A 17,957-nucleotide genomic window follows, 5' to 3' on the forward strand; every position below is an offset into this window, starting at 1 on the left:
CCGGCTCAGCGCCGCGCGGAGAGCGGGGTCCGGCGGCCGGCCCCCGGGGCCGGCACCGTCGCGGCCAGGACCAGGGCGATGCCCGAGCCCACGCCCACGCCACCGACCGGGGCGACCCAGCCGGGCACGGTCGGAGCGGCGGGCAGCGGCGCGCCGCCGACCAGCGTGGCCTCGAACGGCTCGAAGGGCGACACGTCGCTCAGCGCCCGGCCGACCGTGGTGGCGAGCCGCTGGGCGGTCTCCGGATCGGTCGCCGTGCCCGTGATGCTGATGACGGGGGCGTCGGGAGCCGCCGCCACGGCGATGAAGCGGCGCGGCTGCTCGGCGGCGTCGGGCAGGCCCGCCGCCTCCAGAGGGTCCGACACGATGCCGGGCGAGGTGGCCAGCCGGGCCAGTGCCTGCGCCGCCCGCGCCAGGCTGGTGGGGTCGCTGCCCGCGGGAGAGCTGACGGTCAGGTAGGCCGTGGCCTCGTACACCGGCGGGCGCGCCACCCCGAGCCCCAGCCCGAGCCCGAGGCCGAGCGCGCCGCCCACGACCACCCACCACAGCCGCCGCACGACCAGACGGAGACCGGGCAGCCGCTCCACCGGGTGTGTCACGACGACGCCCCCACCAGCTCGGACGCCCGCGACCGCGGTCCCGGGCCCGGCCCGTGCCCGGGAGCGGGCGAGCGGGACGCCGGGAGCAGCCGGGTCAGCGCGGCCGGCAGCCGCCCGGACGGCAGGAGCCCGCGGTCGGCGGCCGCCCACCCCGCCAGACCCAGGGCGATCGCGACCAGCGCCGACCCCGGACCACCCAGGTCTGTCGTCACCATGAACACCAGCTGGTAGGCGAGCAGCCCGGTGCCGGCCAGGGCGACCGCGGTGCCGGCGTCCGACCGCGGGCGCGCGGCGCGCACCAGCCCCCGGGCGAGGAGGACCGCGAAGGCCACGAGGAAGGTCCAGGCCGCCACCAGGCCGAGCTCGCCGGCGACGAGCAGGTAGAAGTTGTGCGGTGACTCCAGCGCCACCCGCTCGAAGGTGCCGCCCAGGGAGATGTCGCTCGAGCCCAGCAGGGTCAGGTCGGCGTAGGCGTCCCGATGCTCGGCGAAACCGCGCGGGCCGACCCCGGTGAGCGGGTGGTCGAACGCCATGTCGCGCGCCGCCGTCCACAGCGCGAAGCGGTCCGTCAGCGACTGGTCGGGTTCGCTGCCGGCGTCCACCAGGCTGGTCAGCCGGTCCGCCACGTCCCCGCCCCGTGCCAGGACGGCCGGCAGGACGGCGAGGCCGACCGCCACCGCCGCGCCCGCCGTGACCAGCAGGCGCAGCGGCCGGCCGCGGCTCAGGACCACGAGCACGGCCACGGTGGCCGCCACCCAGGCGCCCCGGCTGAGCGAGAAGGCGAGCGGCACCGCGAGGAGCGCGGCACCGCCGGCCGCCCACCATCGGGCGCGGCCGGGGAGGACGACCGCGAACGCCACGCACACGACCAGGGCGAGGGAGACGAGGTAGGCCAGCGCCATGATGTTGTAGGCGCCGTAGGTGCCCACGGCCCGGATCGACCGGCCGCCGATGTCGGCCCCGGTACCGGTCACCGACTGGACGACGCCGATGCCGCCCTGCACGAACGCCAGCCCCAGCAGCGAGCCGAGGACCACCGCGGCGTCGGCGCGGGTCCGCAGGCCGATCATGACGGCGAGCGGCACGAGGCAGAACAGCTGCAGGAAGCGCACGCCCCCGACGACGCCCTCGGGAAAGGCCGGCGCGGCCAGCGCCGCCACCACGCTGACCACCCCGAGCGCCCAGAAGGCGACCCCCGGCACCGAGCGCGCCATCACCGCACCCCCGCCGCGCAGCAGCGCCCACCCGGCGAGGACGACGGCGACCGCGAGGACGCCGTCACTCAGCGCCACCGCCGGTCCGTCCGAGGCCTCGGCGGAGGACAGCGGGGTCGAGAGGATCGCCAGCGCCAACCACGTGCTGGGCCGCAGGACGACGGCGGTCAGCCGGTGCACCGCGCCTCCTCCCGGACCTCGGCGGCGGGACCGGTGGACAGCGCGATCCTGCGACGCAGGGTCATCATGGCAGTCAAGCCGACGGGACCGCCGTCGTGTGCGCCGATCCCGGAGGTTCCGCCCGTGCGAGGGAACGGAGACCCGGGGTTCCGGCGGGCGTGGCCGGCAGGCCGGCGACGGCGCCGCGCACGGTGGCGGACGGCCGCAGCCCTGGCGCTCGTCGTGCTGGTGTCCGCCTGCGCCGGCGGGCAGCCGGACGACCGCCGGGCGCAGCCCTCGTCGTCCCCGCCGGTGCCGGTGTCCGAGGAGACGCTGGTCGTGCCGGTGATCCCGATCGGCGGCGACGAGCCCGGCGGACGGCAGACGCTGGAGGGCGCGCTGGCCGACGTCGACGCCGCCGCCGCGATCGGGGCCGGAGGGATCGCGCTCACCGCGGACGTCCGCTGGCTGTGCGGGCGGACGACGTGCAGCACCGCTCCGCTGGATCCGGTGGTCGCCCGCGCGGGAGAACGCGGCCTGCGGGTGCACCTGCAGGTCAACAGCAGCCCGGGGTGGATGGCGGAGCGGGGCCGCTGGTACGCGCCGACGGGGCCGGACGCGGACCGGTGGGCGGCGCTGTTCGCCCAGTTCGTCGCGCGCTACGGCACCGACGTCGCCACCTACGAGGTGTGGAACGAACCGAACATCGACGACTTCTGGGCCCAGGGGCCAGACGCCGGTGAGTACGCCGACCTGCTGCGCGCGGTGTGGCAGGCGACCCAGGAGGTGAACCCGGACGTCACGCTGGTCGGCGGGGTGCTGAGCAACAACGACCTGGGCTACATGAGCGAGCTCAGCCGGGCCCTCGCCGAGCGCGGCGGCGACGCGGAGAACGGGTACTACTACGACGTCCTCGGGGTGCACCCCTACGCCGGCGAGCGGGGGGAGGGGTACGACCCCCGGCTGCCCGCCGGATCGATGGAGGGCCGCTCCTCCGGCGGCGGCGCGAAGGACATGACCTTCCTCGGCGTCGAGCGGCTGCGCGAGCAGGTGGCCGAGGACGAGGGCATCGAGCGGGACGTCTACCTGGGCGAGTTCGGCTACACCACCACCGAGGGCGAGTGGTACCACGTGCCGGAGCCCCGGCGGTCCGAGTGGATGGCCGCGGCACTGCGGCAGGCCGCCGACTGGGAGTGGGTGGTCGGCTTCGCGCCCTACCGGTACGACGACGCCGACGACGACGGTTTCGCCATCCTGGGCACGCCGACGGAGCAGGCCCTCGTCGACACCGCCGGCACGCTGCGGGAGTGAGCGGCGACCTGCGTCGATACCGTGGATCGGTGCGCCGCGCGGAGACCGACCTGCTGCTCGGGACCGCCGCGTTCGACGGGCTGGCGGAGGAGTGGGCCGCCCTCGCCGCGGCGTGCCCGGCGGCCACGCCCTTCCAGGCGCATCCCTGGCTGAGCTCCTGGGCGCGCGCGTACGTGCCCGACGGCGAGCTGCGCGTCGCCGTCGTCCGCCGGGACGGCGCTCTGCGGGCCGCCGCCCCGCTGCACCGGGTGCGGCGCGGCCCCTGGCGGGTGCTCGCCCCGCTGGGCGGGGACCTGAGCGATCACACCGACGTCCTCGTGCACCCGGACGCCGACGCCGCCGACCTCGATGCGCTCGCCCGCGTCCTGCTGGACGAGCCCGGCTGGTCGCTGCTCGACCTGCCGGAGGTGCGGCCCGGCGCGTCGGCGGTCGGGTGGGCGGGGCACTGGCCGGGCGCGGTCACCCGGATGCCGGCCTCCACCTGCCTGGAGCTGCCCGCACAGCCGCTGCCCGACCTCATGGCCGCGCGCATGCCGGGCCGCACGGCCAACACGATGCGCCGGAAGCTGCGCAAGATCGAGGCGGCCGGGCTGGAGATCACGGAGGCCGCGCCTCCGGAGGTCCCCGGCGCGGTCGACGCCCTCCTGCGGCTGCACGCCGAGCAGTGGGCCGGGCGCGGGGGCACCCCCGAGCACTTCACCGGCCGGTTCCGCGCCCATCTGGTCAGGGCGCTGCCCGCGATGATCGCCGGTGGGCAGGCGGCGCTCGTCGAGTACCGGCTCGGCGGGGAGCTCGTGCTCGCCCAGATCCTGCTGATCGGCCGGGACGAGGTCGCCTACTACCTGGCCGGCATCGCCCCCCGGCTGCGCGACCGGGTCGACACCGCCGCCCTCCTCGTGCAGCACGACGTCGCACTCGCGGTGGCCCGCGGGGCGCAGCGGTACTCGATGCTGCGCGGGCAGGAGGACTACAAGCTGCGCTGGCGCCCCGACGCCGTCGTCCAGACCCGGCTGCTGCTGACCCGCCCCGGGCTCGCGGGCGCCGGCTATCCGCTGCTCGCCCGCGGCCGCGCCGCCGCCGTCCGGCAGGCGAAGGCTCGCGCACCGTGGCTGCGCGACGTGCTGGCGCGCCTCCGCGGCTGACCGCCGCCGGAGATCGGTGTCACCGCTCCCGGCGGTTCCAGCGGGTCATCGGCAGCAGGAACCACGCGGACGCGGCCAGCACCACGCCCATGGCCACCAGCCCCTCCTGCCCGTCGACCAGGAGGAAGGCGGCGGTCACGGCGGCGGCGCGACCGAGGTCCCACCACAGCCGCTGGCCGTCGCGGCCCAGGAAGTTCGGCAGCCGGTTGAGCAGCGTGCCGGCCAGCAGCGAGCCCCAGAACAGCACCGTGGCGACCGCGACCGGCGCGAACCACTCCGCCGCGTCGTCCGCGGCGTAGAGCGCCAGCGCGAGCCCGCCGACGACGCCGCAGCCGGCGAGGCCCAGGCCCAGGGCCAGCGCCGTCCGGCGTCCGGTGTCCCACGCCGCCCGGTCGCGGTCCCGCACCGCCCGGCCGAGCCGGGCCTCGAGCGGCGGCGCGATGAGGGCGATCATGACCGTCGCGAAGCCGCCGCAGATGCGGCTGACCACGGCCCACGGCTCCGCGGCCGTGCCCAGGCCGGGCACCACCAGACCGGGGATCACCGCCGTCCAGCCGCCGGCCAGGCTGGCCGCCGTCGGCTGGGCGACGCGGGCGAACCAGGCCCGGCGCAACCTCCGGCGGCCGGCGCGCGTCGACCGGCGGAGCGGCGGCCCGTGGTGGGTACGGCGGCCCAGCAGGAGCGCCGCGGCCAGCAGGTAGGACAGCGCCTGCCCCAGCGTCAGCGCCAGCGGTCCGGGGTCGGCGACCGTGGCCGCCACCGCCGTCGTCAGCACCAGCGCGCCGTAGTAGAGGCGGGCCAGCCCGATGCCGGTGTCGTCACCGACGCGGACCAGGCGGGTGTTCATCACCGAGAACGTGCCCCAGGCCGCAGTGACCGCTGCCGCCGAGGCGAAGGTGCCGGCCGGTAGACCGAGACGGCCGTCGAGGGGGGAGAGGGCGGCGACGGCGGCGGAGACGCAGTAGAGGACGACGAGCGACCACACCGTGGCCACCCGCGCGAGGCGCGGCCCGCGGACCACGGGGTAGACGAACGGGAAGGCGAGCATCCCGGCGTTGACCAGCAGCAGCGCCACCGAGGACGCGAAGACCAGGACCAGCACCTGGTCGGTCACCCGCCCGAGGATGGGGACCACCATCGCGGCGAAGGTGAGCACCTGGCCGGCGAGGCCCAGGCGCAGGAAGGTCATCTGGCGCACCGTGTCCAGCCGAGTGCGCAACGACGTCCCACGGGCCGGAGGATCGCTCGGGCTCACCGCGGCGTTGCCCGCTGCTCCCGTCGGACGGGCGCGCCGAGCGGCGCCGTGCCCGGCCGGGCGGGAGCGGTCATGGTCGCATCGTGTCACCCGACCGGGTCGTCCGCGCAGGTCCCCGGGCCGTCGTCCTCCGGTCGGGCTAGCGTCCGATCGGTGAGCCCTGCAGAGTCCCGTCGTCCGACGGGTGACCGCGGAGTCCGGACGAGGTTCGTGCCCGGCCGCGCGATCGGGGACGAGCTGCTGGCCGCATGGCGGGACCTGGTCTCGCGGGCCGCCGAGCCGAACCCCTTCGCCGAGCCGGAGACGGTGCTGCCCGCCGTCCGGCACCTGGCGGGACGGTCGCGGGTCGGCGTCCTCACCTCGTGGCGCGGGAATCGGCTCGATGGCCTGCTGCTGGTGCAGTGGCCGGTGATGGTGCCCGCCGTCGCCGGCCGGCGGCTGCCCGTGCCGCTGCTGCAGGCGTGGGTCGAGCCCTACCAGGTGCTCAGCACGCCGTTGCTGGACGGCGAGGATCCCGTGGGTGCCATGGCCGGGCTGCTGCGACCGCCGGGGCGGCTGCCTGCGCCGGCGCTGCTGCTGCGGTACTTCGCCGAGGATGGTCCGGTCGCCGCGGCGCTCGACGCGGCACTGGCCCGCCGGGGACAGGAAGCCGTGCGGTTGAAGACGTACGAGCGCGCGTGGCTGCCCCGGGAGCTGCCCGACCCCAGTCGCAACCGGAAGAACCGGTACAAGCGGTTGCGCCGCCAGCGGGAGGCGCTGGCCGCGGCGCTGGGTCCCGTCCGCGTGCGCGACCGGGCCGACGACCCGGACGCCATCGAGGAGTTCCTGGCCCTGGAGGCGGCGGGCTGGAAGGGACGGTCAGGGACCGCGCTCGCGTGCCAGCCGGCCCACGCGGCGTGGTTCCGCGAGGCCTGCGACGGGCTGCGCGACGCCGGACGCCTGGAGGTGCTCACGGTGGAAGCCGGGGACCGCACCACGGCGATGGCTGTCGACTTCGCCGCCGGCGACGGATCGCTGCACTTCAAGTCCGCCTACGACGAGACGCTCGGAGAGCACCGGCCCGGCGAGCAGATCCTGCTGCACGCCGTCGACACCGCTGCGGACGGCCGCTACGCATGGCGGGACTCCGCGACGGTTCCGGACAACACGCTGTTCAACCAGCTCTGGCCCGGACGACGGCGGTTCTCCACGGTGCTGGTGCCGCTCTCCGGTGCGGCCGGCTCGGTCACGCTGGCGGCGGCGCGGCGGGTGCAGCAGCTACGCGACCGCGGAACCGGCTGAACCCGACGACGTCAGCCGCTCGTACAGGTCGTCGATCCGGGCGGCCACCGCGCGCACGTCGAAGGCCGCGAGCGCGTCCGGAGCCCGGCGCTCCGGACCGGCGGTCACGCCGGCGAGCGTGGCGGCCAGATCCGCGCCGGGACCGAGGCGGATCGCCCCGGGCAGGTGGCCGCCGATCTCGTCCACCGCCGGGCTGCGACGGAAGACCACCGGCAGCCCGGCCGCCAGGGCCTCCAGGACCGCGAGCCCGAAGGTCTCGTAGCCCGACGGCGACGCCAGCACGTCCATCGCCGACAGCGCGGGTGCGACCGGGCGCTCGCCGACCAGGTGGACGAAGGGTGCGACGCCGAGCTCGCCGGCCAGCGCGGTCAGGGACGCCCGCTCCGGGCCCTCGCCCACGACGAGCAGCCGGTCGTCCCCGCCCAGGGTGGGCGCGAGCGCCCGGATCAGCTCGTCGAACCGCTTGCCGGGGTGCAGCCGGCCGACCGCGCCGACCAGGCGTGCGCCGGCCGGGACCCCCAGCTCGGCGCGCACCGCCGCGCGGTCCGCCGGGTCGAACGCGAGCGCATCGAGGTCCAGGCCGTTGGGCACGGTCACCACTCGCTCGGGGGCCACCCCCCAGCGCAGCAGGTTGTCCCGCGTGGCCGCCGAGACCGCGACCGTGGTGATGCCCAGCCGCTCGGTGGCCAGGTAGAGGAGGCGCACCCCGCGGCCGGCCGACCGTCCCTCGAGCTGGTCGTCGAGCAGCGAGTGCTCGGTCGCCACCACCGTGCGCACCCCGGCCAAGCGGGCGGCGACCCGCCCGTACAGGCAGGCGCGGTAGAGGTGGGTGTGCACCACGTCGTAGCGGCCCCGCCGGATCAGCCGCGCGAGCCGCAGGACGGCGCCGACCTCGGTGTTGCTCCGCATGCCGAGGTCGTGCACGGGCACGCCGTCGTCCCGCAGCTGCTCGGCCACCGACCCGGCGTTGTACAGCGCCACCACCTCGGCGTCGTGCCGGCTGTGCTGCAGCAGCGACCGCAACTGCGTCTCCGCGCCGCCCGCCGCCAGGCCGGTGATGACGTGCAGGACCCTCATCGCACGCGGGTGCGGACGAGCAGGTGACGGGCCAGCTTGGCGACCAGCCGGGGCCCGGTGTCGCGCTGGCCCACGTAGGAGCGGGGAAGGGTGTGCCGGTCGCCGACGGAGTAGTCCCGGGTCACGCAGGCGTGGTCGTAGCCGGCGTCGCGCGCGGCGTCGGCGGCCGCGGTGTCGAAGTCGCCGTACGGGTAGCAGAAGCCGCGCACCGGCCGGCCCAGCACCTCCTCGAGGACCGAGCGGCTGCCGGCGACCTCCGCCTGCAGCGCCGCGGGGCCGAGCCCGGCCAGGTGCGCATGGCTGAGCGAGTGGCTGCCGACCTCGTGGCCGGCCGCCGCGACGGCACGCACCTGGTCGGCGTCCATCAGCGGCAGCCGCGGCCCCTCGTCCCAGTCGTTCTCCCCACCCAGCCGGTCGGCGACGACGTAGACGGTGCCGGTCATGCCGTGCCGGTCGAGCACCGGAACGGCGTGCTCGAGGAAGTCGCGGTACCCGTCGTCGAAGGTCAGGGCGACCATCCGGTGCCCCTCGCCGCGGTCACGGGCCGCCATCAGCTCACCGAGGGAGACCCCGCGCAGACCCAGCCGGCGCAGCGTCCGCAGCTGGGCGTCGAGCCGGTCGGGATGCACGCGCAGCAGGTGCGGATCGGGGATCGTGGCCGGGCTGATGGAGTGGTACATCAGCACGGCCGGCAGCAGTCGCGGCGACGGCGCGGCGGACGTGCCGTCGGCTGGTTCCGCGTCTGTCTGCATGATCGTCACTCACTGTAGCGCTGCGCCCGGCCCGGAGCGGCCGGGATCCGTCCGGCTACCGGTCGGCCGGCGTGCTGCGGGTGATGCCCGCGTTCTCGGCGGTGAACTCCCCGAAGGTGCCGAAGGCCATCAGGGCGGCCGCCGCGGCGACGGTGGCCAGCGAGGCGAGGATCTTGCGGGCGACCGGCACCGGGGGAACCTAGCCAGCCGTCGTAACCCACGGTCACCGGCGGGGCCTTCCCTCGCCCGGTCGGGCGACGTCGGTCACCCGCTCGTGACCGCGTCCCCTCACTGAGGGTCTCAGGCGCTGGGCAGCTGCCCGGTCTCGACGATGCGAGCAGCGATGTCGCGCACCTTGACGTTGCCGTCCTGGGAGAGCCGGACGAGGACGCCGAACGCCTGCTCCTCGGTCAGCCGGTGACGTTCCATGACGATCCCCATGGCGATGCCGATGCGCCGGCTGCTCAGCAGCGCCGCCTCCAGTTGGGTGACGTGTTCGTGGACGATCCCGAGCTCCGAACGCAGGCGTGCCGCTTCGTCGTCGTGCACGCCGAGCGGCTCCCTCACGCGGGGCAGCGTACGACGTAAACGCGACCCCTCCGACGGGGGTGGTTCAGCGTCCGGCGGCGTGCGCGACGAGGCCTCGGCCGCCGGTTCGCCGGCCCGCGGCCGGTCAGGCATCAGTCCAGGCCAGCAGGTCGTCGGCGGCCTTCGTGTTGATCACCCGGTCCGGCTCGACGCCGCACTCGATCGCCCGCTCAACACCGTTGTACTGCCAGTCGAGCTGGCCGGGGGCGTGCGCGTCGGTGTCGATGGCGAACTCGCAGCCGAGCTCCCGCGCCAGCGTGAGCAGCCGCCGCGGGGGATCGAGCCGCTCGGGGCGGGAGTTGATCTCGACGGCGGTGCCGAACTCGACGCAGGCGGCGAACACCGCCTCGGCGTCGAAGCTGCTCTCCGGGCGCGGCTTCTGCTCGCCGTTGCGCTGCCGGCGGCCGATGACCAGCCGGCCGGTGCAGTGGCCGAGGACGTCGGTGTGCGGGTTGGCGACGGCGGTGAGCATCCGGGCGGTCATCGCATTCGCGTCGGCCCGCAGGTCGGAGTGCACGCTGGCCACGACGACGTCCAGCCGGCCGAGCAGCTCGTCGGTCTGGTCGAGGCTGCCGTCGACGTTGATGTCGCACTCGATGCCGGTGAGGATCCGGAAGGGGCTGAGCTCCTCGTTCAGCGCGGCGACGACGTCGAGCTGCTTCTCCAGCCGCTCCGGCGAGAGGCCGTTGGCCACGGTCAGCCGGGGGGAGTGGTCGGTCAGCGCCATGTACTCGTGGCCCAGTGCCATGGCGGCCTCGGCCATCTCGCGGATGGGGCTGCCACCGTCGGACCAGTCCGAGTGCAGGTGCAGGTCACCGCGCAGCGCCGACCGGAACTCGGCGACGTCGTCGGCCATCGGGACCAGCTCGGCGAGGTCCTGCTCGAGCTTGGCGAGGTACTCAGGCACCTCGCCCTTGTGCGCCTGCACGACGACGGCGGCGGTCTTGGGTCCGACGCCCTTGAGGTCCTTGAGCGTGTTCGTGCGGATCTTCAGGTCCAGCTGGTCGGCACCGAGCCCGTCGACCACCGCGGCCGCCGTCCGGAATGCCTGCACCCGGTAGCTGGGCTCGCGGGCGCGCTCCAGGAGGAAGGCGATCCTCCGGAGCGCGGCCGCGGGCGCCAGCGGTGTGCTCAGCGTTCGACCCTGCTCAGCGCTTCTTCTTGAGCTTCTTCTCGGCCTTCCGCTGCGCCTTGGCGGCGCGCTTGGAGGCCTGCTCGAAGCTCTTCTCGGTGACGACGGCGGCCGCCTTGGCGCCCTTGCGCGCGCGGTAGCCGACCGACGGCTTGCCCTCGGTGTCGACCGAGGCGATGAGCAGCCCGCCCAGCAGGCCCATGCTGTGCATGAAGTGCTTGGTCTGGTTGGCCTTCTCCTGCGGGTCGGTCGCCTCCCAGAAGCGGTGCTGAGCCAGTGCCGTGGGCACCGCGGTGGCGCCTAGCAGCAACGCCGACAACCTCGGGAACCGGCCCAGGGCGAACAGGACGCCCGCGGCCACCTTCACGCCGGCGACGCCCTTCACCCACTGCGCGGTGTCCTTCGGCAGCTGCACGGGCAGCTGCTTGTCGGCGGTGTCGGCGACCTTCTCGACGATCGGGGCGGCGGCTGCGACGTGCGACTGCGGGTTGCGCAGCGCGTCGACGCCGTCGCCGATGAACGGCGCGGCGAGCAGGGGCCGGGCGATCCGGCGGACCAGCATGGTGACCTCTTTCCGTCTGTACCTCGGTGGACGTCGGGTCGTGCAGTGCCCGGCGTGGCGCGCGGGCAATCCCTGCGGTCGACCGTAGTGATCACCGGCGACATCCGCCCCTCGACCGCGGCCGAGCGACGGCCGGCGCTGTACCCCGCGTCGCGGTGGGGTGGAGCGGCTACACCGGTCACGCGAGGAGTCACGCACGGTGAAGGTCAACCGGAACGGCGCGGATCGTTCCGGAACGGACTTGCGCTGCGCCCGGCTGTTCCGTTGGGTGCGATCCACGGGGGCACGTGCTGATCAGGCGTGCGTTCCGGCGGGTGGAGACGAGCGGTGCAGAGACCAGGCGTGGGGGGGTGCCCCGCGGGCCCCCCGTCGTCGACGGTCGCACCGTCCCGCCGGCTGCTCCGCATGCTCCTGGGGGCCGCCCTCCTGGCCGGTCTCTGGACGGTCGTCGTGGTCCTCACCGCGCCACCCGCCTCCGCCTGCGGTCCGGCCGCTGGTCCACCGCCGGGGGCCGCAGCCGCTGGTGCATCCGGCGACCGCTGTGCCGTGACGCACGGCGAGCCGGCATCCGCCGGTGCGCCCGCGGAGTCCTCGAGGCCCGCAGAGCGGGGGCCCGGGAAGCCGGTCCGGTCCGGGAAGCCGGACGGCCATCAGTCCGCGCCGAGCGCGCAGCGGGCACCGGCCCCCGCCGCGGAACCGGCCCGCCCCCCGGCGGCTAGCGCGCCGGCGTCCCCGCCCCCGGCCGCCGGCCGCCCCGCAGCCGACGGGCACGCGCCGCCGACCGCCGGCCGACCCGCACCGCAGGCCTCCGCCGCCGCGGCGAAGCCGGATTCCGGCGGCGGACCCCCGCCGCGGGCCAATCCGGCGCGCTCCCGGCCGGGGACGGCGGGCACGCCTGCCGCCCAGGCTGGTCCGGCGCCGGGCGCCGCACCTCAGGCCCATGCGGCCGCCGGTCGTCCCGCCATTGCCGGTCCGCCGGAGTCGGCTGGTCGCCCTGGCACTGCCGGTCCGCCGGAGTCGGCTGGTCGCCCTGGCGCTGCTGGTCCGCCGGAGTCGGCTGGTCGTCCTGGCGCTGCTGGTCCGCCGGAGTCGGCTGGTCGTCCTGGCGCTGCTGGTCCGCCGGAGTCGGCTGGTCGTCCTGCCGCTGCTGGTCCGCCGGAGTCGGCTGGTCGCCCTGGCGCTGCCGGCCCGCCGGAGACCGCTGGTCGTCCTGCCGCGGCCGGCCCGCCGGAGACCGCTGGTCGCCCGGCCACTGCCGGCCCACCTGCGCAGCCCGGACGGCCCGCGGCCGGTGAGGGAACTCCCGCCGCAGCCGAGCCGGACCGCACCCCTGCAGCCGCTGGACAGGACGAGGCGTCCGCATCCGGCATCGCGCCGGACGAGCGCCGTCGCGCGTCGGACCCCGCCGACCCGTCGACCGTCGTGGCCCTGGCGGAGGGCGGCCCGTCGTTCCCGGCCGCGGTGGGCGTCGAGGCCCCCGGCGGCGTCACCGGGTTCCCCACCGGCACGACCGCGTCGCGGAGCACCACGGCCCCTGGCGAGCGGGCGTCCCCGGCCCCGGCGCGGATGTTCGCGACGGCCGTCGGCACCGCGGGCGAGCACGGCCCGGCGCCGCTCCCGGTTCCCCCGCCCGCGCCGTCGGCACCTGCGTCGCCCGCCGGCCCGGGCGCGGGGTCCTCGGCCGGATCCGCGAGCTGCTCCTCCTCCTCCAAGAACGTTCCCGGATCGGGTGGTGGCGTCGACGACGCGACGTCCCCGTCGGGGAGCGGATCCGGCGAGCACGGCGGCGTCGAGCCGCGCGCCGGAACCGGGGAGGGCCTGCGAGGCACCGCCTCGGGGCCCCAGTCCCCACCTGACTGAGCCGCGTCGGCTCCCGCGCACGGCCCCTCGGGCCGTCGCGCCGTCGTCCCCTGCGCCCCGCGCCCGTGTGCGCCCCGGTGCAGCGCGGACGACGAGCCGCCCCGCCGGTCAGCGGCGCGCCCGCGCGCCCCCCGTCTCGCCCAGAGGAACCGACCGATGCTCCGTTCCGCCCGCCCGGGCCGTCCTGCCACGGCCCGGGGAGGGGACCACCCCGTGTTCATGAACCCGTCCGGCCGCCGATGGCGTCGCCTGCGCGCCGCCGGCCTGGTCGTGCTCGCCTTCCTGGCGACCGTCGTCGCCGTCGGGGCACCGCGGCTCCTCGCCCCACCCGCGCTCCCGGGCGCCTCACCGCCGGAGGGGCCGCGGGTGGCCGAGATCGGCGAACCGCCGGTGACCGGCACCGGACCGCTGGTCCGGGTGCTCGAACTGCTGCGCGTCGGGAGCGCCGTCTACGCGCAGGAGCCGTTCACCGGCCAGGTCGTGACCCGGCTGGGCGCCCGTGCCATCGCCGAGGTCGGCGACGCCCGCTACATCGTCCAGCGCTACGGCTACGCCGAATCGGCGCACCGGACCCTCTCGCTGACCTTCGACGACGGACCCGACCCGGTCTGGACGCCGCGGCTGCTGGACATGCTGAGCGCGCTGGAGGTACCGGCCACCTTCTTCGTCACGGGCGAGGAGATGGTCAAGTACCCCGAGATCATGCGGCGGATCGTCCGCGAGGGGTTCGCGCTCGGCAACCACTCGCTGACCCACATCGACGTGAACACCACGACCGGCCTGCGGGCGCAGGCCGAGGTGGTGATGACCGACCGGATCATGCAGGCCCAGACCGGCTACCGCACCGACCTGTTCCGCCTGCCCTACGACGGGGCGGACGACCGGTCGCTCACCGGGGCGGCGCCGGGCATCATGCGCGCGCAGCAGCTCGGCTACCTCGTCGCGACCCACGACTTCGACACCCAGGACTGGGCCTACGCCAGCGGCCAGCGCTCCGGCGAGATCCCGATGCCACCGCTGGGCGACGTGGACAACATCACCGTGCTGCTGCACGACGCCGGCGGGGGCGACCGCAGCCGCACGCTGGCCTACGTCGAGGACCTGGTCGCCGAGGCGCGGGCGGCGGGCTACACGTTCCACTCGATGCCGCAGGTGCTGCCCGAGGCCGACAGCCGGGCCGGGCCGACGGAGGTGTCGGTCGAGGACCGCGTCGCCCTGTACCTCGGCTTCACCGCCTTCGCCCTGCCCGGGCCGCTGCTCGTGGTGCTCTTCGTCTTCGCGGTGGTCACGATGCTCGGCCTCGGGCTGCTCAACACCACCCTCGCCGTCGTCCGCCGCCGGCGTCGACGGCGGCCGGTCTCCACCGACCGGCCGCCCGTCGCGGTGCTCATCGCCGCGTTCAACGAGGAGGTGGTGCTCGCCCGCACGGTGCGGCACGTGCTCCAGTCGAGCTATCCGGTGCGCGAGGTCGTCGTCGTCGACGACGGCAGCACCGACGGGACCGCTGCGGTGGTGGAGGAGATCGCCGCCGCCGACTCGCGGGTGCGGCTGATCCGGCAGCCCAACGCCGGCAAGTGGGCGGCGCTCAACCGGGGGTTCGCGGCCATCGAGCAGCCGTTCGTGGTCACGCTCGACGCCGACACGCTCTTCACCCCCGACACCGTCGGCCGGCTGATGGAGCAGTTCCACTCGCCGCGGGTGGGCGCGGTGGCCGGCGTCATCAAGGTCGGCAACTACGCCCGCAACATCGTGACCCGCTGGCAGGCGCTGGAGTACGTCACGCAGATCGGCGTCGACCGCGCGGCCGCCGCGCTGCTCGACGCGGTCATGATCGTCCCCGGCGCCTGCGCGGCCTGGCGCCGGGAGGCCGTGCTGGCCTGCGGCGGCTACCGCGACGCCACCCTCGCCGAGGACTGCGACCTGACGCTCGCGCTGCACCGGCACGGCTGGAGCGTGGAGCAGGCCGACGAGGCCACCGCCTGGACCGAGGCGCCCGAGACCGTCGACGCCCTGCTCAAGCAGCGGGTGCGGTGGATGCACGGGACGCTGCAGGCCGTCTGGGCGCACCGGGCCATGCTGCTGCGGCCGCGGTACGGGTGGCTGGGCATGCTCGTCATGCCGATGGCGGTGCTGACGGTCGTGCTGCCCCTGGTGTTCATCCCGTTCATCACCGTCGTCGTCCTGCAGATGCTGGTGGCGCAGGGGCCGCTGATGGTGCTGCTCTACTTCGCGGCGTTCGCGCTGTTCTACGGGCTGCTGGCGGCCGTGGCGGTGCGCCTGCTCCACGAGCGCCCGGCGCACCTGCTCATGGTGCCGCTCTACCGGTTCATCTACGAACCGCTGCGGGCCTACCTGCTGTACGCGTCGCTGGGCACCGCGCTGCGCGGGGTGCGGCTGGGCTGGAACAAGCTGGCCCGCACCGCCCACATGGACGAGGTCGCCGAGCCCGGGGTGGTGGCGGCATGAGCCGCCGCACGCTCCTCTCGGTCAGCGCGGTCAGCGCGGTCCTCGCGGTGCTGGTGCTGGCGGTCGTGACCGTCGTCCGCGTGGCCGCCGGCGACCGCGCACCGCTGGTCGCGGCGGCCTGGCTGCCGGTGTGGGACGAGCGCAGCGCGGACTCGCTCCGGGTGGCCCTCGACGAGGGCGGGGTCACCGAGGTGAGCCCCACGTGGGCCGTGCTGCAGGCCGACGGCGACGTCGTCCTCACCGAGCCCCCGCGCGAGGTGCTGCGCCTGCTGGCAGGCCGCGGCGCCCGGGTGCTGCCGGCGGTGCAGAACTTCTCCGACGGCGAGTGGCAGGGCCAGGCGGTCGCCGACCTGCTGGCCGACCCGGTGCGGGCGCGGGCGCACCGCGAGCGGCTGGTGGAGCTCGCCGTCCGGCACGGCTGGGACGGCGTGGACATCGACTACGAGAGCCTGCCGCCCACCGCCGGGCCGCACTTCACCGACTTCCTGGAGGCGCTGCGCGACGACCTGCACGCGAAGGGGCTGGAGCTGTCGGTGGCGGTGCCGGCCCGGCCGGAGGACGCCAGCCCGCACGCGCTCGCCTACAGCTACCAGCTCATCGGTGCGATCGCCGACCAGGTGCGGCTGATGACCTACGACCACGCGTGGAGCACCAGCCCCGCCGGCCCGGTCGCCCCGCCGGAGTGGGTGGAGCAGGTGGTGGAGTACGCCGTCGAGCGGGTGCCCCGCGAGAAGCTGATGCTCGGGCTGGCCACCTACGGCTACGACTGGGTGGGCAGCACCGGCACGAACCTGCAGGCCGTGGACGCCGTCGCGCTGGCCGACCGGCTGGGCGTCGAGCCGCGCTGGGACGCCGACGCCGCCGCGCACACCTTCGACTACGAGCAGGACGGCCGGCGGCACACGGTCTGGTTCGAGGACGCGCGGTCGCTGGCGGTCAAGCAGCGGATCGCGGTCGAGCACGGCCTGCGCGGGGTGGCGATCTGGCAGTTGGGTGGCGAGGACCCGCGGCTGTGGGAGTCCGTGGGCGATGCGACCCGGGGCGGTGCCCGATGAGCACGCGGCGCACCGGCTACCTGCACCTGCTGATGCTGGTGGCCCTGGTCATGGTCGTCAGCTACCACTCCGCCGTGCGTGCGTGGCTGCCGCTGGTCTTCCCGGCCATGGGCGTGCTGTTCGCCGGTAGCGCCTCGCTGGCCGCGACGGCGCTGGACCGGGCCGAATCGGGGCGGCTGTTCCTGCGCTGGGCGGTGCCGGCCCTGCTCCTGCCGTTCTGGCTCCTGGGCGCGGTGGCGGTGACCGCGATGCTCGTCACCGGCTGGACCCTCGAGGAGGGCACCGGTGCCCGTGCGCTCACCTGGGACACCGGCTGGGCGTGGGTGCTGCCGCTGGTCGAGCCGCCGTCGTCGACGACCGGCCTGCAGTGGACCGGCCCGCTCTGGTTCGTCGGCACCTACCTGTGGCTGCTGCTGCTCACGCCGGCGTCGCTGTGGCTGTTCCGGCGGTGGCCGCTGCGGCTGGCGGCCGTCCCGGTGGTCACCCTGGTGCTGGTCGCGCTGGGCGTCGTGAACGTCTCGCTGCGCAGCGCCGAGGTGCTCGTCCCGCTCTGCACCTTCGCCGGGTGCTGGTTGCTGGGCTTCGCGCACGCCGACGGGCGGCTGCGCCGGCTACCCCTGGTCCCCACCGTGGCGGCCGGAGCGGTGCTCGTCGGCGTCGGCGCCTGGTCGGGGGTGCGCCACCTGCGGGTCGTGGGCGGCGACACGATCGCCGACGTCCCGCTGGCGCACATGCTGTTCGCCGTCGGCGGCGTGCTCGTGCTGCTCCGGCTCGATCCGGACCGGCCGGCACCGGCCTGGTTGCCCGACCGCGGCGTGCTGGCCTTTTTCGGCTCCCGGCTGGTCACGATGTACGTCTGGGCCAACCTGGCCATCGCGGCGGCCCCCTTCCTGCTGAGCCGGTCGCCGCTGCGCGGGTTCAACACCCCTGACGCGACCGGCGGGCTGGTCCGCTTCGCGACCACCTGGGTGCTGCTGCTGGCCGCGGCGGTGCTCCTGGGCTGGGTGGAGGACGTCGCGGCCGGGCGCCCGGTGCGGTTGCTGCCGTGGCGCCGTCGCCGGCCGGTGGCGGCTCCCAGGCCTGCGGTGCTGTTCGAGGACAACGCGGTGGCGGAGCTGCCACCCGAGGTGGTGCGGAAGGAGAACGTGGTCATGGCGGACGACGGAGCGGGCGGCCCGGTGGTGCCGGCGCAGCGCGCGGTGGTGTTCAGCGGCAACGTGGTCGCGGACCCGGGTCCACCGGTCGAGGCGGGCCCGCCGGCCGGGGCGGGGTCATCGGTCGGGGCGGGGCCGTCGGCCGGGGCGGGTGCCCGCGGCACGGTCGACCCGGACCTCGCCGCGCTCTGGGCGGAGCGCTGGGACAAGCACCTGGTCCAGCGCTGGGACAAGCTGCTGCTCGACGGGGCGAGGGCGCAGAACGCCGACGCCTGAGCCGCCCGGTTCACGGGTGTTGTTCGTGCTTCCCGGGTCCTGCAGGACCCGGAGAGCACGAACAACTTCCGCAC

Annotated in this window: 15 protein-coding genes; 6 read left to right on the forward strand and 9 right to left on the reverse strand. The window is 75.7% G+C overall.

Annotation, left to right across the window (positions count from 1 at the left end):
• Window positions 1–5: 5 nt before the first annotated feature.
• Window positions 6–599, reverse strand: a complete 594-nt coding sequence (locus tag ACI793_RS00940) for a hypothetical protein (RefSeq protein ID WP_456604491.1) — start codon at window positions 597–599, stop codon at window positions 6–8.
• Complete coding sequence (locus tag ACI793_RS00945; protein ID WP_456604492.1) at window positions 596–1,993, reverse strand: O-antigen ligase family protein; 1,398 nt, start codon at window positions 1,991–1,993, stop codon at window positions 596–598. Before ACI793_RS00945 ends, ACI793_RS00940 begins: the two co-directional genes overlap by 4 nt.
• Before the next feature lie 123 nt (window positions 1,994–2,116).
• Between ACI793_RS00945 and ACI793_RS00950 the strand changes: the two genes are divergently transcribed.
• Window positions 2,117–3,283 carry a GH39 family glycosyl hydrolase gene (locus ACI793_RS00950; RefSeq protein ID WP_456604493.1) on the forward strand — a complete coding sequence of 389 codons (1,167 nt, stop codon included), beginning with the start codon at window positions 2,117–2,119 and terminating at the stop codon, window positions 3,281–3,283.
• Window positions 3,284–3,312: 29 nt separating this feature from the next.
• Entirely contained in the window at window positions 3,313–4,425 is a 1,113-nt protein-coding gene (locus ACI793_RS00955; protein ID WP_456604494.1) for a GNAT family N-acetyltransferase, read from the forward strand.
• A gap of 19 nt (window positions 4,426–4,444) precedes the next feature.
• Here ACI793_RS00955 and ACI793_RS00960 read toward each other — a convergent pair whose 3' ends face one another.
• Window positions 4,445–5,614, reverse strand: a complete 1,170-nt coding sequence (locus ACI793_RS00960; protein WP_456604495.1) for a hypothetical protein — start codon at window positions 5,612–5,614, stop codon at window positions 4,445–4,447.
• A gap of 276 nt (window positions 5,615–5,890) precedes the next feature.
• Between ACI793_RS00960 and ACI793_RS00965 the strand changes: the two genes are divergently transcribed.
• The gene (locus tag ACI793_RS00965) at window positions 5,891–6,961 is read left to right on the forward strand and encodes a GNAT family N-acetyltransferase (RefSeq protein ID WP_456604496.1); all 1,071 of its coding nucleotides are present in this window, start codon (window positions 5,891–5,893) and stop codon (window positions 6,959–6,961) included.
• On the opposite strand, the gene ACI793_RS00970 is transcribed toward ACI793_RS00965, so the two are convergent.
• From ACI793_RS00970 to ACI793_RS00995, 6 genes are all read right to left on the reverse strand, one after another.
• Window positions 6,938–8,038: a glycosyltransferase gene (locus ACI793_RS00970; protein ID WP_456604497.1), complete on the reverse strand. Its 1,101-nt coding sequence runs from the start codon at window positions 8,036–8,038 to the stop codon at window positions 6,938–6,940. The two genes, ACI793_RS00965 and ACI793_RS00970, sit on opposite strands and share 24 nt — an antisense overlap.
• Window positions 8,035–8,790, reverse strand: a complete 756-nt coding sequence (locus tag ACI793_RS00975; protein ID WP_456604498.1) for a polysaccharide deacetylase family protein — start codon at window positions 8,788–8,790, stop codon at window positions 8,035–8,037. Before ACI793_RS00975 ends, ACI793_RS00970 begins: the two co-directional genes overlap by 4 nt.
• 55 nt (window positions 8,791–8,845) lie before the next feature.
• A complete protein-coding gene (locus ACI793_RS00980; RefSeq protein ID WP_456604499.1) occupies window positions 8,846–8,980 on the reverse strand; it encodes a hypothetical protein in 135 nt (44 codons plus the stop codon).
• Window positions 8,981–9,090: 110 nt separating this feature from the next.
• On the reverse strand, window positions 9,091–9,357 hold the full coding sequence (locus ACI793_RS00985; protein ID WP_456604500.1) for an ANTAR domain-containing protein: 267 nt from the start codon (window positions 9,355–9,357) through the stop codon (window positions 9,091–9,093).
• A 106-nt stretch (window positions 9,358–9,463) separates the two neighbouring features.
• A complete protein-coding gene (locus ACI793_RS00990; RefSeq protein WP_456604787.1) occupies window positions 9,464–10,513 on the reverse strand; it encodes a PHP domain-containing protein in 1,050 nt (349 codons plus the stop codon).
• 13 nt (window positions 10,514–10,526) lie between these two features.
• Window positions 10,527–11,072 carry a DoxX family protein gene (locus ACI793_RS00995; protein WP_456604501.1) on the reverse strand — a complete coding sequence of 182 codons (546 nt, stop codon included), beginning with the start codon at window positions 11,070–11,072 and terminating at the stop codon, window positions 10,527–10,529.
• 2,079 nt (window positions 11,073–13,151) lie between these two features.
• Between ACI793_RS00995 and ACI793_RS01000 the strand changes: the two genes are divergently transcribed.
• The 3 genes from ACI793_RS01000 to ACI793_RS01010 are packed head-to-tail and all read left to right on the forward strand — an operon-like array spanning window position 13,152 to window position 17,883.
• Window positions 13,152–15,398: a bifunctional polysaccharide deacetylase/glycosyltransferase family 2 protein gene (locus ACI793_RS01000; protein WP_456604502.1), complete on the forward strand. Its 2,247-nt coding sequence runs from the start codon at window positions 13,152–13,154 to the stop codon at window positions 15,396–15,398.
• Entirely contained in the window at window positions 15,395–16,453 is a 1,059-nt protein-coding gene (locus ACI793_RS01005) for a glycosyl hydrolase family 18 protein (protein ID WP_456604503.1), read from the forward strand. Before ACI793_RS01000 ends, ACI793_RS01005 begins: the two co-directional genes overlap by 4 nt.
• Window positions 16,450–17,883, forward strand: coding sequence for an acyltransferase family protein (locus tag ACI793_RS01010; RefSeq protein WP_456604504.1), 1,434 nt, complete (start codon window positions 16,450–16,452; stop codon window positions 17,881–17,883). Before ACI793_RS01005 ends, ACI793_RS01010 begins: the two co-directional genes overlap by 4 nt.
• Window positions 17,884–17,957: the final 74 nt, after the last annotated feature.

This window comes from Blastococcus sp. SYSU DS0617 (assembly GCF_054051075.1).

Coding starts and splice junctions, on each gene's coding strand:
- ACI793_RS00960 (WP_456604495.1), bottom strand. CDS start 5,614: ATGACCTTCCTGCGCCTGGGCCTCGCCGGCCAGGTGCTCACCTTCGCC.
- ACI793_RS00970 (WP_456604497.1), bottom strand. CDS start 8,038: ATGAGGGTCCTGCACGTCATCACCGGCCTGGCGGCGGGCGGCGCGGAG.
- ACI793_RS00975 (WP_456604498.1), bottom strand. CDS start 8,790: ATGCAGACAGACGCGGAACCAGCCGACGGCACGTCCGCCGCGCCGTCG.
- ACI793_RS00995 (WP_456604501.1), bottom strand. CDS start 11,072: ATGCTGGTCCGCCGGATCGCCCGGCCCCTGCTCGCCGCGCCGTTCATC.
- ACI793_RS01000 (WP_456604502.1), top strand. CDS start 13,152: ATGAACCCGTCCGGCCGCCGATGGCGTCGCCTGCGCGCCGCCGGCCTG.
- ACI793_RS01005 (WP_456604503.1), top strand. CDS start 15,395: ATGAGCCGCCGCACGCTCCTCTCGGTCAGCGCGGTCAGCGCGGTCCTC.
- ACI793_RS01010 (WP_456604504.1), top strand. CDS start 16,450: ATGAGCACGCGGCGCACCGGCTACCTGCACCTGCTGATGCTGGTGGCC.